Source organism: Streptomyces sp. NBC_00647, assembly GCF_045207245.1.
Lineage (GTDB): Bacteria > Actinomycetota > Actinomycetes > Streptomycetales > Streptomycetaceae > Streptomyces.
In genome coordinates, this window is record NZ_CP109040.1 from 5,621,783 (window position 1) to 5,637,078 (window position 15,296).

12 protein-coding genes are annotated in these 15,296 nt (G+C 64.7%); 11 read left to right on the forward strand and 1 reads right to left on the reverse strand.

The genetic code is table 11. From position 1 onward, the window contains the following. Positions 1-209 precede the first annotated feature (209 nt). From OG788_RS24730 to OG788_RS24775, 10 genes are all read left to right on the forward strand, one after another. Entirely contained in the window at positions 210-1,469 is a 1,260-nt protein-coding gene (locus OG788_RS24730; RefSeq protein WP_406373488.1) for an MFS transporter, read from the forward strand. Positions 1,470-1,605: 136 nt separating this feature from the next. After that, the gene (locus tag OG788_RS24735; RefSeq protein ID WP_406373489.1) at positions 1,606-3,990 is read left to right on the forward strand and encodes an ATP-grasp domain-containing protein; all 2,385 of its coding nucleotides are present in this window, start codon (positions 1,606-1,608) and stop codon (positions 3,988-3,990) included. A 60-nt stretch (positions 3,991-4,050) separates the two neighbouring features. After that, positions 4,051-4,869, forward strand: a complete 819-nt coding sequence (locus OG788_RS24740; RefSeq protein WP_406373491.1) for a class I SAM-dependent methyltransferase — start codon at positions 4,051-4,053, stop codon at positions 4,867-4,869. A gap of 9 nt (positions 4,870-4,878) precedes the next feature. Continuing rightward, positions 4,879-5,907: an LD-carboxypeptidase gene (locus OG788_RS24745; protein WP_406373493.1), complete on the forward strand. Its 1,029-nt coding sequence runs from the start codon at positions 4,879-4,881 to the stop codon at positions 5,905-5,907. A gap of 31 nt (positions 5,908-5,938) precedes the next feature. Further along, positions 5,939-7,303 carry an ATP phosphoribosyltransferase regulatory subunit gene (locus tag OG788_RS24750; protein ID WP_406373494.1) on the forward strand — a complete coding sequence of 455 codons (1,365 nt, stop codon included), beginning with the start codon at positions 5,939-5,941 and terminating at the stop codon, positions 7,301-7,303. A gap of 68 nt (positions 7,304-7,371) precedes the next feature. After that, positions 7,372-7,911, forward strand: coding sequence for a hypothetical protein (locus OG788_RS24755; RefSeq protein WP_406373496.1), 540 nt, complete (start codon positions 7,372-7,374; stop codon positions 7,909-7,911). 10 nt (positions 7,912-7,921) lie between these two features. Further along, positions 7,922-8,884 (forward strand): hypothetical protein, encoded by a 963-nt coding sequence (locus tag OG788_RS24760; RefSeq protein ID WP_406373498.1) that lies wholly within the window; start codon positions 7,922-7,924, stop codon positions 8,882-8,884. Beyond that, positions 8,881-10,074: a cytochrome P450 gene (locus OG788_RS24765; protein ID WP_406373500.1), complete on the forward strand. Its 1,194-nt coding sequence runs from the start codon at positions 8,881-8,883 to the stop codon at positions 10,072-10,074. Before OG788_RS24760 ends, OG788_RS24765 begins: the two co-directional genes overlap by 4 nt. A 122-nt stretch (positions 10,075-10,196) precedes the next feature. Then, on the forward strand, positions 10,197-11,129 hold the full coding sequence (locus tag OG788_RS24770) for a hypothetical protein (RefSeq protein WP_406373502.1): 933 nt from the start codon (positions 10,197-10,199) through the stop codon (positions 11,127-11,129). Positions 11,130-11,296: 167 nt separating this feature from the next. Next, a complete protein-coding gene (locus tag OG788_RS24775) occupies positions 11,297-12,313 on the forward strand; it encodes an amino acid--tRNA ligase-related protein (RefSeq protein ID WP_351543017.1) in 1,017 nt (338 codons plus the stop codon). A gap of 190 nt (positions 12,314-12,503) precedes the next feature. Here the strand turns inward: OG788_RS24775 and OG788_RS24780 are convergent, their stop codons facing one another. Further along, entirely contained in the window at positions 12,504-13,499 is a 996-nt protein-coding gene (locus OG788_RS24780) for a helix-turn-helix transcriptional regulator (RefSeq protein ID WP_406373505.1), read from the reverse strand. A 413-nt stretch (positions 13,500-13,912) separates the two neighbouring features. Between OG788_RS24780 and hisS the strand changes: the two genes are divergently transcribed. After that, positions 13,913-15,238, forward strand: a complete 1,326-nt coding sequence (hisS, locus tag OG788_RS24785) for a histidine--tRNA ligase (protein ID WP_406373506.1) — start codon at positions 13,913-13,915, stop codon at positions 15,236-15,238. Positions 15,239-15,296: the final 58 nt, after the last annotated feature.

A 15,296-nucleotide genomic window follows, 5' to 3' on the forward strand; every position in this document is an offset into this window, starting at 1 on the left:
TCTGAGACGTCTGGTGTGCATGTCGTCCTGTCGCCACGGCGACCTTATGAACTCATCGATGTATGGACTGGGTGACCCGTCGCGGCAAGTATTGAGGAGACCAATCGGGGAACGTGCGGGGAAAACGGGGGAGAAAAGATGTCGATCGTCAACGGCTGGTGGTAGGAGCAATTCGTGGAACGGGGTGATCGGTCAAGGCGCGGGGATCCATGAAGTCTTCTCTGGGAAAAAATTACTGGCTGCTCTGGGGTTCGGCTGCCGTTGCCAACCTGGGTGACGGAATGCGCATGGTGGCCTTGCCGCTGGTCGCGTACTCGGTCAGCAGCGATCCGCTCGATATCGCTCTGATCATGGCTCTGTCTTCGGTGCCCGGACTGATCTTCGGGCCACTGGTCGGGGTTCTGGTGGACCGGTTCGACAGGCGGCAGACGATCGCTTGGGGCAATGCGCTAAGAGCCGGGCCCCTCGCGTTGTTCGGTTACCACGTCGTGGCCGGGAGCGTCGAACTCTGGCACGTCTATATCCTGACGGCGATGCTGTCGCTGGCAGAGATATTCGTGGACACGGCCTCGCAGCCGATGCTGGCGGACGTGTTGCCTGAAAATCTGCTGGAAAAAGGGAACGGCAGACTCTACGCGGTACGGATCTTCATGCAGGATATTGCGGGGTCGCCGATCTCTGCTTTCCTCTTGGGGATTTCTGCGAGTATCCCGTTCTTTGTCAACGGTGCCACGTTCGTCTGTGCGACCGTACTCGTTCTGCTGGTGCACTGGGGATCCTCGAAGCCGACGGCCAGATCGCAGCGCCAGGGTCGTGATCCCAGTTCGACGGTGAGATCGGAGTTGCTCGAGGGGTTGAGCGTGATCCGCGCCACCCCCCTGCTGCGGGCTGCGGCAGTGGCGTCGACGGTGGTGAATTTTTGTCTGCTCGCCGGCTCCTCGCTCCTCGTTGTGTATGCGAAGAAGGATCTGGGCCTCAGTAGTGGGCAATATGGCTTTTTGTTCAGTGCGGCGGCTGTCGGAAGTGTCCTGGGCGGACTTGCCACTCCCAGGCTGGTGGCATTTGTCGGAACGCGGGCGACATTGATATCCATGTTGGCTGTCACGGGCGGAGCCCGTCTCGCGTTCGGTCTCGCGCAAGGTTTCTGGAGTGCATTGGCGGCATTCTTTACGATCGGGATCGCCGCTTTCGCCTACAACGTTTCAGTGTCGGCCTATCAGCAACGGGTCACGCCCAGTGAATTGCTCGGGCGGGTGTACTCGGTGACTCAGGCAATGAATTACGGAGCGGCACTGCTGGCCGCTCTTGTCGGCGGTTTCATAGCTGGCCTCGTCGGCGTGCGTCCAATTATGATAATTGGTGGACTGCTGGTGATGGGATGTTCTCTGCTGTTCCTGTCCTCTGCTCCGGGTGCTGCCGAGGATGAAGAGGCCCTTCGCCTCGCAGATGCTCACTCCAGCCAGTCATAGCAAAGAAATGGGGAACCCTCTCATGCCGGATTATCCCCGGGATGTATTGATCTTCTCGAAGCGATTTGCCGGTGGCGTCCGGATGGTCGCCGGAATGATACGCGACCGTGGGTTGAGTCCCATTCTGGTTTCTGCCGTGCCGGACGACATCAACCGTGACTCATGCGACGCTCATGTGGTCGTGGACTGGGACACCGCTGATTTCCCGCAGCTCATCGAGGCCATCGACCGCGCAGGGGTCGTGCCGATTGCGGTGGTGAACCTGGTGGAGCCGCTCCTTCCGTGGCAGCTCCAAGTTGCCCGGCACTATGGTCTGCCGGGCGGGGAGCCGGCCCGCGACACCCTGCTGAGCAAGGCCGCGGTGCGCTCCGAAATGACACGGATCGGGCAGTCCTCGCTCCGGTTCGAGAACGGGCCTGCCGGCTCGATCGACGCCGGGGTGGTGACGAAGTACCCGGTCATCGTGAAGCCCGCCCGTGACTCGGGAGGCTCCCGCCTGGTGCGCCGGGCGGACAGTGTGGAGCAGCTGCGCGGCTGTCTGCAGGACATCATGCGGGCAGCCGGACCGGAGCTGGAAGTGATCGTCGAAGAGTATCTCGACGGTACGGAGTTCTCGGTGGACGGCCCTGTCGTCGACGGTGTCTTCCACGCGCTGTTCTCCGTCGAGAAGCCCGAACACGACGAGGAGCGCCACCACGATGCGGGCCTTCGGCTGTCCCCGCCGCAGTCGGACCATGTCCGCAGCGCCGTTGATCAGCTGACCGCCAAGGTCAGCGCGTTGTGCACGGAACTCGGTCTGGGCCGGGGCTGGCTCCATGTGGAGGGGAGGGTGCTGTCCGACGGCACTGCCGAGCTGGTGGAGATCAATCCGCGGTCCGGCGGCGGTCTGTACCGGTCGGCCACCATGCGGACCTGCAACGTCGACCCGGTCGAGGTCACGGTCTGCATGGCTCTCGGCGAGGAGGACACCGAAGCCCTCCGGACGTGTACGCGCAGCGATGAACTCCTCGGACTCCTTCCCTTCGAGGTGAACCAGCTCGGCACCGTCATCGAGGCGACCCCCCTTGCCGAGATCAAGGCGATACCCGGCGTGGTCGACGGCTACCAGTTCGACTCGTTCGAGGTGACCTCGCTGGACAGTGAGAACTTCTACACGGAGGCCCTCCTCTCGGGCGACAGCGTGGAGCACCTCCAGGAGATCGCCGACCGCGTGCGGGCGGCGTTCCACGTGCGGGTCCAGCAGGTCCGGGCCGACACAAACGTCGTGGTCTGCAAGTGGAGCCCGACACTCACCCGCTCCCTGCTCGACATCACCCCGCACGTGTACGTGGTGCTGGACGACTTCGACGTGAAGTTCATGGACCCGGACTGGGACCTGCTCGCCGAGTCGGCGCGCGTCTACCGGATCAGTGACTTCGATTCGAACGAGGAAGTGGCCGCGGTCGCCGCCGATCTGGCGCTCCGCGACATCAAGGTCGATCACGTCATCAGCTGGACCGAGTTCAGCCAGTTCGGTGCGGGTTACCTCGAGGTGCTGCTCGGACTGACCACGGACCCGCTGAAGCACGTGTCCTTCCGGGACAAGCGCATGATGAAGCAGCGGCTCCGGGGAACGGACGTCGCCGTGGCCGACTGGATGACGCTGCCCGATCGCGCCTCGGAGAGGGATCGGCAGGCAGTACGGGACGGACTCCGTTTCCCCCTGGTCATCAAGCCGGCCGCCGGATCCGGAACGATCGGTACGGTCACCGTGCGCCAGCCCGAAGACCTCGCCGGTGTTCTGGAGGCTCTGGCCCCCGACCCGGAACTGCGCTCGGTACAGCTCATCGCCGAGGAGCGCATCGAGGGCCGGGAGCTGCACGTCGATGCCCTGTGGAACGGTGACGAACCGCTCTACTTCGTCGTCAGTGCCTACTACAAGCCCAGGCTCGCGCTCGTGGAGGACTCCGCGGCGAACATCCCGGTGACCGACGCCCCCATCGACGGGAGCTACGTCCTTCCCGCCGATGACGCCCCTGAGCTCTACCGGCGGGCGCTCGAGCTGCACCGAGGCGTCAACCGGGCCATGGGCATCACCAGCGGTGCGACACACCTCGAGATGTTCGAGCGCGCCGACGGCGAACTGGTCTTCTCGGAAATCGCCACGCGGCTCGGCGGAGCATGGATCGGACAGGTCCTGAGCGAATACCTCGGCTACGAGGTGCATACCGCTCTCGCCTCCGGAACCGTGCGCGGAACCATTGATCAGCCGCGGTCCGGCAAGCGCTACCTGGGCGCCCTTCAACTGCGCCCGGCCACCTCTGGCCGCATCACCAAGATGCCCGGCGAAGAGGACATGCGCGCCTTCGACGGCGTCTTGCGCGCCCAGAAGCTGCGCAGCGTGGGCGACGACGTCGACTTGACCCACCCGTCGAACTGGTGCGGCTTCATCGTGCTCGGCGCGGACTCCGCCGACGAGTACGTCGAACGGGCCCACCGCATCGTCCGGGACCTGCGTGTAGAGGTCGAACCGACCGCCTAACGGCCCCCAAGACACTTCTCTTCCTGAAAAACAACCGTTTCTTACAGCAGAGGAATCCACATGCCCACGCGCAGTGAAATCGACGCAATGGACTACAACCAGCTCATCGGCGTGGTCCGGGAGACCAACCGCCCGCCGGGTGGTGTCCGCAGCATCGCGCTGATTGCCCAGAACGCCTTCCTCACCAAGGACTCGCACGTTCTCGAGATCGGCACGAGCACCGGGATCACCGCCGTCGAACTGGCCAAGCTGGTGGGTTGCCGCATCACTGCCATCGACATCAACGAGGAGAGCCTCGTCGAGGCCCGCCGACGCGCCGAACAGGCCGGCGTCTCCCATCTGATCACCTTCGAGCGCAAGGACGCGACCGACACCGGCTACCCGTCGGACTCCTTCGACATGGTGTTCTGCGGCAACGTCACGTCCCTGATCCCCGACCGTGACCGTGCTCTCGCCGAGTACACCCGCGTCCTCAAGCCGGGCGGCTTCATCGGCGCCATCCCGATGTACTACATCGACGTCCCGTCCGACCAGCTGATCAAGGATGTCTCCGCAGCCATCCAGGTGGACATCCAGCCGCTCTACCGGGACTTCTGGATGGAGTTCTTCGTGGGGGGCAACCGCCACGAGTACTGGCTGCAGGACTCCCGCTTCGACGACATCGCTCCCGCGGACGTCGACACGTTCGTGGACGAGATCCTCCGCCGCCCGCACCTCGAAGAGTTCGCCGACGACGCCCGTGAGCTGCTGTCGAAGCGCTACCGCGAGTTCATGCAGCTGTTCCGCGTGAACCTCAGCCACATGGGATTCACCACCCTGCTGCTCCGCAAGGAGTCGGACGACGTGGAGCCCGAGCTGTTCACCGCCACGGTTCTGTAAGGAGTCGTCATGGCAAAGTGGCCGTCCCCCCTGGAACCAGGCGCCCGACTCTCCGTCTGGGCTCCCAGCTCCCCCGCTCCGCACGCGTTCCCCCGACGGTTCGCCCGAGGCGTCCAGGCACTGCGAGAAGACGGGTTCTCCGTCCGCACCCTCCCCTCCTGCGCGGCCGCCGAGGGAGTGTCGACACTGGCACCTGCGGAGCTGGCAGCGGAACTGCACCGGGAACTGCGGAACCCGGAGTGTGACGCAGTGATCGCCGCGGTGGGGGGATGGACACTCATCGGTGTACTTCCCCACCTGGACTGGGACCTGATCGCCCAATCGGCCAAACCTCTGATCGGGTACAGCGACATCACCGCGCTCCTCAACGCCGTTGCATGCCGGTCCGGCCTGGTCTCCTTCCACGGTCCGATGGTCGTCTCGGAGTGGGGTGAGGCGGGAGGTCCCTGGGGCTACACCCGCGACCAGTTCCGTACGGTCACGAGCCTGCCGGCATCCGGCAGGGAACATCTGGTCGAAGCGCCGGCCGATTGGTCTGACGAACTGCTCTGGTGGGACAAGGAGGACTCCAGGCGCAGGGCCCCGCGTACGGGCGGCGAGCAGATCAGGGTCCTCCGCCCGGCCGAGGCACCGGCCGAGGGTCCTCTTTGGGGAGGCAACCTGACCGTCCTCTCGTTGCTGGCCGGCACGGCGTACCTGGAGCAGCCCGAGGGCAGCCTGGTCTTCCTGGAAGTCGAGGCAGTAGCCCCGGATGAGCTTGCGGCCCGGCTGTGGCAGCTGCGCATGGCAGGCGTCTTCGACCGGGCGGCCGGCCTGGTGGTGAGCCGCATCGGCCGGTCCCGGGCCTGCCTGAGCGGCTTCGCAGACTACGACGAGGTCGTCCGCACCATCGTGCCCGATCACCTTCCCGTCGCTGCCGGTTACGACCTTGGCCATTCCGAGCCTATGACCACGCTGCCGGTCGGTGGCCAGGCCCGGCTGGAGTGCGCGGACGGAACCGCACCCCGCCTCGTGCTCCTGCCGCCCGCCACACGTTGAACCGGCATTTCCAGAAGATCGAAAGGAAACAATGAGCACCGCAGCACCCGGCCGCGAGCGCGTAGCGGCAAGCGGCCTGGACATTTCCATGCCGGGATTCCCGGAGTTCCTGCCCGGCGACGTGATGTACGAGCAGAGCGTGATCCGCACCATCGGAGAAGGCTTCGAAGCCCGAGGCTTCCGCCCCCTCGACACTGCGGCCGTGCAGCGTCAGGAGGTACTGGTCGCCGGTGGCGCCCAGTACCTCGACGGGGGCATCCCCGAGTTCGCCTTCTCGGTGCAGGAGCCTCCGGAGTCCTACACCGGAGCCAACCTCGCCCTGCGCTACGACCTGACCGTCCCGGTATCACGGTTCATCGCGGAGAACTCCGACCGGTTGTCGTTCCCCCTGCACTGCTACCAGATCAACAAGGTGTGGCGGGCAGAGCAGATGCCGACCGCGACGCACTGGCGCGAGTTCTACCAGTGCGACGTGGACGTCATCGGACAGGGCGAACTGAGCCTGCTGTACGACGCGGAGATCGCCTGTTCTCTCGTGGGCGCCTTCCAGAACATCGGCGTGGACGGATTCACTGTCCACATCTCCAACCGCAAGGTCCTGGCCGCGCTCCTCGACAGCCACGGCATCCACGTCCACCGGGCACGGGCCATCGTGCAGATCCTGGACAAGGGGAACAAACAGTCCCAGGAGGAGACGCGCAGCCAGCTGGCCGCCGCCGGCATCCCCCCGCACGTGGCCGCGGACCTTGGGCTCCTCAGCACGCTGCCGACGCTCTCCGATGCCCGTGACCTGCTGACCCTGCGCGGCGCCGACACCACCGGCATCAGTGAACTCACCACCGTGCTGCAGGCGGCCGAGGACCTGGGTATGCCGGAGGACCACCTCGTTCTCGACTTCTCCATCACCCGGGGTCACGACTACTACACGGGGACCGTGTTCGAGACCTTCGCCACAGGCCGCGAGCACTGGGGTGCCATCGGCGCCGGCGGCCGGTACGAGGACCTCCTCAAGCATGTCAACGGCAGCAGCTACCCGGGTGTTGGCATGTCCGTGGGGCTCGCCCGCCTCATGGGGCTGCTGCGTGAGGACGGGCTGCGCCTGGAGCGCGGCCTGCGCGAGAACGCCGCGGTCGTGGTCCCCCGCGAAGGCAGCGACCAGCAGGACGTGCTCAGCACCGTCCGTCGACTCCGGGACGAAAGCATCTCCACGCAGGCCGTCTACGACCCGGTGGACGAGGCAGAGGGGCTGCACATCGCCGAGGAAGGCGAGGTCAGTTACTTGGTAGAGGTGCTCGGCACCGGCGCCGCCCGCGTACGGCACATGGGTTCCAAGGAAGCACGCGAGGTTCCCGTCGCCGGCATCACGGCCGCGATCAGCGAACTTCGGGGCGCCTGAGAAGAAGGCCATGCCATTTCCGGGTGCGGTCGGAGCGTCCGCACCCGGAGCCCGTACCTGGAGAAAGCATGCAGCTGAAAGTACGCCCGGGAGCAGTCGTGGGTGGAGCCGCGCTCTACTTGGGTGTCCAGTTCTGGCACACCATGAAGAACCGGAACACATGGCCCTTCTGCGCCTACAACATGTTCAACTACACCCTTCCGGAACGATGGGTGCAGCTGAGAGTGGTGCTGTACGAGCAGGACGGGGTCATGGTCGGCCCCACGGACCCGTGGTGCCTGCTCCCGGTGGAGTTCTTCAGGGTCGTCTCCCTCATGGATCAGGTCTTCTACAGCGGTGGGAACCCCGACCTGCGCGAGGAGTTCTCCCGCAGGACGTTGTCCAGGATCAATCGGTCGCCGTGGGAGGGCTTCGACGAGGTACGGGCGGCGCCGAGATCCCCGACGGGGAAACCCTTCGTCGCCCTGGAGGTCTATGTCATCGAAGTGGACCGTGAGCGATGCGACGTCTTCGACCGTGCCTCGGTCCACGAACCGAGGCTGCTCCATCGGCACGATCCCGAGGGAGTGACCCACGGGCGCGGGCCGACATGGATACGGCCGGTCTGAGAGAGGTAACGTGAAATCACATCCTGCGGCTGCCCGCCTGCGCGAGGTCCTGTTCGAGCAGGAGGACGCGGCTCAACGACTGGCCCTGTGCCGTATGACGACCGGTGCCGCCGTCGTCCGTACCGTGTGGCACCTCCCTCCGGGAGACTTCCTGGCCGAGTACGCCGACATGCTGAACAAGGCCGGCACGGAAGCCGGAAAACGCAGGCGCAAGGCCCTCGATCCAGTCGTCTACGAAGGGCTCCGCGTGGTGGCTGCCGCATCGACGGCGGCCTGGGCACTGGGCAGCGACCACCCGGCCGTGAAGGTCGCGGCGAACGGCTCCTTCGCGCTGCTGCAGCGTTACGTCGTGGCTTTCCACGAGGACCTGTGGAGCTACAACAGCCACCTGAACGTCTTCCTCGGTGCACTGTCCCTGACCCGACCGGTCGATGACTCGGTACCAGTCTCATCAGCCGACCGGAGCACATCCGCACTTCTCGCCGCTCTGCAGGCGTACTACGCCTGCATGTATCTGCAGTCCGGCATTTCGAAGTTCGTCGGAGCGGGCTGGAAATGGACTGAGGGGAGTGCTCTGCACGGTGCCTGGGGAGAGCTGGGGACACGTCTGGGCAAGTACTTCGCTGCGGAGCGTCCCGAACTTCCGCCCGTACTGTCCAAAGCGACGGTGGCGTACGAACTGGCCTTCGCACCGCTGTTGCTCCTCGCTTGGCACAGACGGTCGCTGCTCGGCCTGTCCTCGGCCGCCTTTCACGGAGCCGTGAAGGCGACCCTGGACATCTCCTTCTGGCACCTGTCCTGGTTTTCCGCGCCGCTCTTCGTCGTTCCGACATCGGTGGCGAGGCCAGTGGCCGAGGCGATGTGGACGTCCCGCAAATCGAAGCTTCTCGGTGGCCTCATCACCACTGCCGGAGCCGTCGCCGCAGCTGCACCTCTGCTGAAATCCCTGCGGAAGAACAGGAGTCGAGGATGATGTTCGACAGTCGGCTGCTGCTCGCAGAGGAGACAGCCCGCAATCCGTACCCGGCCTTCTCCCTCCTGCGCGCCGAGAATCCGGTGTACTGGCATGAGGAGACCAACTCCTGGTACGTCACCAGCTACCGGCTGATCACCGAGCTGCTCCGGGACGCGAGCCTCTCGGCCTGCCCGGGCGACTACGTGGGAGAGCAGCGCCCCGAGGACCTGCCGGTGGTCAAGCAGGCTGAAGCCTTCTTCAACTCCTGGATGGTCTTCAGCGATCCGCCCCATCAGACTCTCCTGCGGGAGACCATCGCTCCCGCCTTCCCCCGGCGGACCGCCGAAGCCTGGTCGCACTATGCGCGAACTCTGGCCGACGATCTCCTGGGGCGGATCGGGCAGGGTGAGACCGATCTGCACAGCGACTTCTCGTTGCCGCTTGCCACCCGTCTCACCTGCGCGGTTCTTGGGGTTCCGGCGCAGGACGACACCCGGGTCAGACAGTGGTCGACCGATCTGATCAGTTTCCTGAGTACGCCCATCGCCGATCCACAGCGCGCAGCCGTGGCAATGCGCGCCGTGGACGAGCTGCGTTCCTACTTTCACTCCGTCGTCGTTCCGGCCCTGCAATCGGGGACGGACGAACGGCTCATCGCGCTCCGTGGCATGACAGAGCTCGAACCGTCGTCGGCGCTGGCGCTCTTCACTCAGTTGCTGACGGGGGGAGTCGATCCCGTAGCCAGCAGTCTCACCACCGCCCTGGAGATCATGGCCGGCTGGCAACCCGAACAATGGAAGGCCATGGCCGTGGATCCCGATGTCGTGGAGGCGGTCGTGGAGGAGGCGTTGAGGTTCGATGCGCCATTCCACTTCATACCCCGTACCACCACGGCACCGATCCGCATCGGCACCCATGCGTTGGGGGCGGGGGAGAGGGTCGTTCTGGTCATCGCCGCGGCCAACCGGGATCCGGAGCAGTTCGAGAGTCCTGACGACTTTCTGCCGGGCCGTCAGGGTCCGGTGCATCTGTCCTTCGGCCTGGGCAAGCACTACTGCCTCGGCGCCATGCTCGCACGGATCGTCCTGCGCGAGAGCCTGCAGTGTGCGGCACGCTGGATGCTCGAGTCCGGTGCCGGATCGCCACGAGGAGAACGTCTGCCGGCCTTCGGCGCGACCACGTGGTCCCGGATGATGGTGACTGTCTGAGCCATGATCTCTCTTCTCTGCATCAGCCTGGCGGCCGTGGCCATGGCCGTGCTCGTCACTGTGGGGTTCGTTGTCAACCACCGTGATGCGGAACGCAATGAGCCCCGGAAAAGGATCTGCCCATGACGATCCCCACGGTTGTCGCCGGGCGGGGTGCCGGAGCACGTGCCGTGTGGGAGACCCTGCGGCGCTGCGACGAGTACGACGTGATCGGTCCCGTGCACCCCGTTTCCGGAACTCCCGGATCTCCCGGTGCAGCAGGACAGGAGCCGGACCAGCGGTCGTGGACGGAGCTGCTGGCACTGCCCGACGTCTCGCTCCTTGCGCTCTGCGCTCCCTTCGCGGGGCGGATGGACCTGATCGTGTCCGCCCGTGACGCCAGCAAGGCCGTGCTCCTCGCGGAGCCCCCGTTCCTGTCCCTGGACGAGATCGACTTCCTCGCGACCTGCGAGGACTCGGACACCATTCGCACGTTCGCTCCGATGCCGCTCCGCATGCTGCTGTCGGGCGTGCCCGAGCTGAGCAGCGACGCGTGGAGCGGCAGTGCCTGCGGGGCGCTCACCCTGTCCTGCTTCACACCGGCTCGTCGGAAACAGTCCTCCGCGGCGCACGCCGGCACCGATCTCCCCGCGACGACGCTCGCTCTGGCTCCCTACGTCGATCTCATGTGCCACCTGTTCGGCGCCCCCGTCGTGGCTCGACTCGTGGCCTCTGGGGATGGAACCGCCACTGGGTTCGCGCAGTTCGCCTCGGGAGCGTTTCTCTCGATGGCGGTGACCCTGAATGCGCCCTGGGACCGGCACCGCCTGGAAATCATCGATGTGGCCCGGAGCATCGTTTTGGACGGTCGCCAACTGCGGGTGGACACCGTTGACGAGGTCCGGCTCCTCGAACTGCCCTCCCCGCAGGACCTGCGCGTGACGGCCTATCGGGACATTGCCACGCAGCTGACCTCAGGGGGCCCGTTGGGTCTTCACCGACCCGGCGCCGGGCGGGGGCTCGCGCTCTTCCTCGACCTGCTGGCGAAGGGTGACGAGGCACCGGCCCGTCGCTGACCTGTCTCGCATATTGAGAATCACCCTGTTTTTGGCGGCAGCACGTCATGTCGAGTTCCCGAAGCCCTGCCCTATGGACCGGGCGACCTCCATCGAAAAGGATGGATGGACCGAGCCCTGGTGAATTGACCGAGTCATTGATCTGTGTATGAAGGAAGGCTGTTCCCGTGCAATCCGTTGAAGCGCCCCGCTCGTGGACCAACCCGGACAAGCATTACCTCACCGTCCTGGACCACCCTTGGTACCGGAACCTCACCGCCCTTCAGGACATCGTCGCCCACAGCACCACGGAATTCTGGAAGCAGCGCGGCGCGAGGTTCCTGCACCTGCCGATCACCACTGGTTCCATTTCCAGCCCGATGGGGCGGGGTAGCGACAGCACCCCGGTTCAGGTGGAACTCGAAGGTGTTCCTACGTATCTCGCCGACTCCATGCAATTCATGCTGGAGTTTGGCTGTCGTCTCGCGCCCGGCGGCTCCTACTACCTCATGCCGTCCTTCCGCGGCGAGCCTGCTGACGAAACCCACCTGTGCCAGTTCTTCCACAGCGAGGCAGAGATACCGGGTGGGCTGGACGACGTCATGGAAACGGTGGAGGCCTATCTGCGCCACCTTGCCGTGTCGTTCCTCGAGCACGGCCGCCGTGAACTGCTCGAGATGGCAGGGTCGGTCGATCACCTGGAGTTCCTGGCAGGTGCGGCCACGCTCCCGCGTGTGACGTTTGACGAAGCCGTGGGACTGCTCGAAGGCCGGCCGGACGCGGTGCGCGAGCTCGAGCCGGATTGCCGCAGCCTCACCCGCTCCGGTGAACGCGCCCTGATGGAGCGGTTCGGCGGCTATGTCTGGGTGACCCACCCCGACCACCTGAGCGTTCCCTTTTACCAGGGGTTCGCGCCGCACGACGAGCGGAAGGCGCTCAGCGCGGACCTGCTCTTCGGAATCGGAGAGACTGTCGGTGCCGGTGAACGGCACCTGACCGTGGAGGAGCTGAGGCGCGCGCTCGAGCTCCACCAGGTGCCCGAGGAAGCCTATGAGTGGTATGTGAACATGAATGCCTACCACCCGCTTCGTACGTCGGGATTCGGGCTGGGGGTCGAAAGGCTCCTGCTCTGGGCGACCAAGCACGACGATATCCGCGACCTCGCCCTGCTGTTGCGCTTCAACGGTACGGACATTCTCCCGTGACCGAGCTAGAACAGACCGTTCCGGTGTCATGCGGAGACAGGGGCGCCTGTGACGACTGCCCCTATTGGGCGCAGGGGGCTGCATACCGGTACGCGGCAGGGAGTCCGGCCGCTGTGGGTGACTGGCCGCAGCCCCCGTCGATCCCCTGTGTGCGTCGATGGATGCCGAACGGGAAAGCCGACTGCTGAACTCAGGCTGCCGGGGAGTTGGAGGCGTCCAGCACCCCGGCATGGGTAAGCTTCGCAGCCGCCTGGAAGCGGGTCTCCACTCCCAGCCGATCGAGCATCCGGGAGATCAGGCGGCTGAGCGTCCGTGTGGAGAACCCCAAGTGGCGTGCGATGGCCTCGTCCTTCGCGCCCATCGCCATCATCCGTACGATCACTTGTTCCTCCGGTGTCAGCGCGGGCTCCGCGGCACCTTCCCTGCGTGTGGCACTGAGGGGTGCTGCCACAGACCAGTGGAAGGCGAAGATGACGCTCAGCGAACGGACCACTTCGGGGCTCCGCATGGCGAAGGCACCCGCAGAGCTGTTCTGGGGGTCGAGGGGCAGGAAGGCCGTCGCGCTGTCGATGAGGATCATTCTCAGCGGGAGTGCGTCGGCCAGTCGGATATCGGCACCTTCGTGTGACACATCGACCAGATAGTCCATGAGGTAGGGAATCGTCGCGAGATGGCGAGCATAGAGACCCTGGAGACGGACACCTCGCTCCAGGACTTCGGCGTCCCGCAAGAGCATTTCGTCGATGAGTTCAACGGGCGGTACACCTCCCGGATGCATGGCCTGCTCCAGATCCCGGGCGTTGGCCGCGCTTTCCTCGAGGAAATCATTGACCTCGGACGGGCTCGTCAGCACATCGATCTGGGCGCTGTTGGAGGCTCCCGTCTGAAGGGAGAACTTGTTCACCAGCTCTTCGATCGCTGCCTGTCGTTTCCGGCGTTCCCGGTACCATCCTTCAGTAAGTTCGTTCTCTAGCGCCAGAAGTCGTGTCAGCGCCGTGCCGGGTTGCACCGAGGTGTATCCGCTGTCCGATCCCGGCGCGGGGGCCAGAAGTCTCAGTGCCTTGAGTCTGTCGACAGCTTCTTCCGCTTCAAGGATATTGCAGCCCGTCTCGTCGGCAATGGTCGCCGGATCCCAGCACGTCCGTCCCTTGGCGGTCCGGAACAATATCTGCAGCACATTTTCCACGGAATTTACTTCAGGCTCCACGAAGTCCGTTCCCCCTCTTTCTGCGTGGTGCACGCCCACCGGAGCAAGCCGCCGACGAGTCATGTCGGCAAGCCTTGGCGCGCATAGCGGTCTGCTGTCCACGCTGCTCTAATGGGTTGAAACGCTAAAAAGAACCTTTCCCCCGGAGGATCTCCCCGTAATTCGGAGTAAAGATTCAGTGCATAAATATACGCGACACGCTCACCCTATGTGAGTCATGTGATCAAGCACACATTGAGCTTCGGTTGGGTCCTTGGGATGATCAACGATGGAGTCGTGTGCAATCGACCGTGAATGCGGAATCCCCGGGCATCTCCGCACGCGCCTAACTGAATAAGCCGTCGGCACGACTCGACTGCCAAGAGTGCCAGAGCAAAGAGAGAGTGCCGCCGATGACCGAGCCTCAGCTGGTCCGCCCTGTGCCCGTCAGCGGGTTTCCCGAGTGGCTGCCTGAAATCCGTATGGTCGAGCAGCGTTGGCTCGATCTCATTCGGTCGGGATTCGAAAAGTACGGATTCTGTTCGATCGAGACCCCCTCGGTTGAGCCCCTTTCCGTGCTTACCGCCAAGGGCGAAACCTCCAACGAGGTGTACGCGCTGCGCAGACTCCAGGAAGACGCCGATGACGCCAGTGACTCGCGGATCGGCCTTCACTTCGATCTGACCGTTCCGTTCGCGCGTTATACGGCCCAGCACTTCAACGAACTTGTCTTCCCCTTCAAGCGCTATCAGATACAGCGTGTCTGGCGCGGCGAGCGTGCTCAGGACGGACGGTTCCGCGAGTTCACCCAATGCGACATCGACGTGATCAACGTCGATCACCTGCCGTTGCACTTCGACGCCGAACTCCCACGCATGATCCACGAGGTCATGACCAGCCTGAATCTGCCCGCATGGACGATCAACATCAACAACCGGAAGGTCCTCCAGGGTTTTTACGAGGGGCTGGGTATCAGTGATCCGCTGGCAGTGATCAGGGCCGTCGACAAGCTGGACAAGGTCGGGCCCGAGGGTGTCGCGAAGATCCTCTCCGGCGAACTCGGCCTGCCCGCGCAGACCATCGATTCCTGCCTTGCGCTCGCTCGGATGCGTGGCACCAGCTCGGCCATCGTGGACGACATCAAGAGCCTGGGTGTCACGTCCGAGCTGCTCACCGAAGGACTCGCTGAGCTGAGCTATGTATTGGACTCCCTGGCCAATCTGCCGACCGGCAGTATCGTCGCGGACCTCTCGATCGCGCGCGGACTCGATTACTACACGGGGACCGTTTATGAAGGAAAGTTCGTAGATTGGCCGAACTACGGAAGCATCTGTTCCGGAGGGCGCTACGAGAACCTGACAGGGTCGTTCATCCGGCGCAGCCTCCCGGGTGTGGGCATGTCGATCGGGCTGACGCGCATCTTCGCCAAGCTCATGGCAGAGGGTCTCCTGGAAGCAGGCCCGAAGTGCCCCAGTGATGTACTCGTGGTCATCCCGCGAGACGACCGCCGGCACGAAGCCGAGGCCACGGCTGCGCACCTCCGTCAGCGGGGCATGAACGTCGAGCTTTACCACCAGGCGGACAAGGTGGCCAAGCAGGTCCGCTACGCATCCCGGAAGGGCATCCCGTTCGTGTGGTTCCCGCCTTTCCAGGAGGGCGCGGCGCACGAGGTCAAGAACCTGGAGACGGGCGAGCAGGCGGCAGCCGATCCTGCGAGCTGGTTTCCGACCTCACGCTAGTCGGAGCTCCGGGGCAGGCATCCGCCAGTGGAGGCAATGGGCGGATGCCATGACAGGC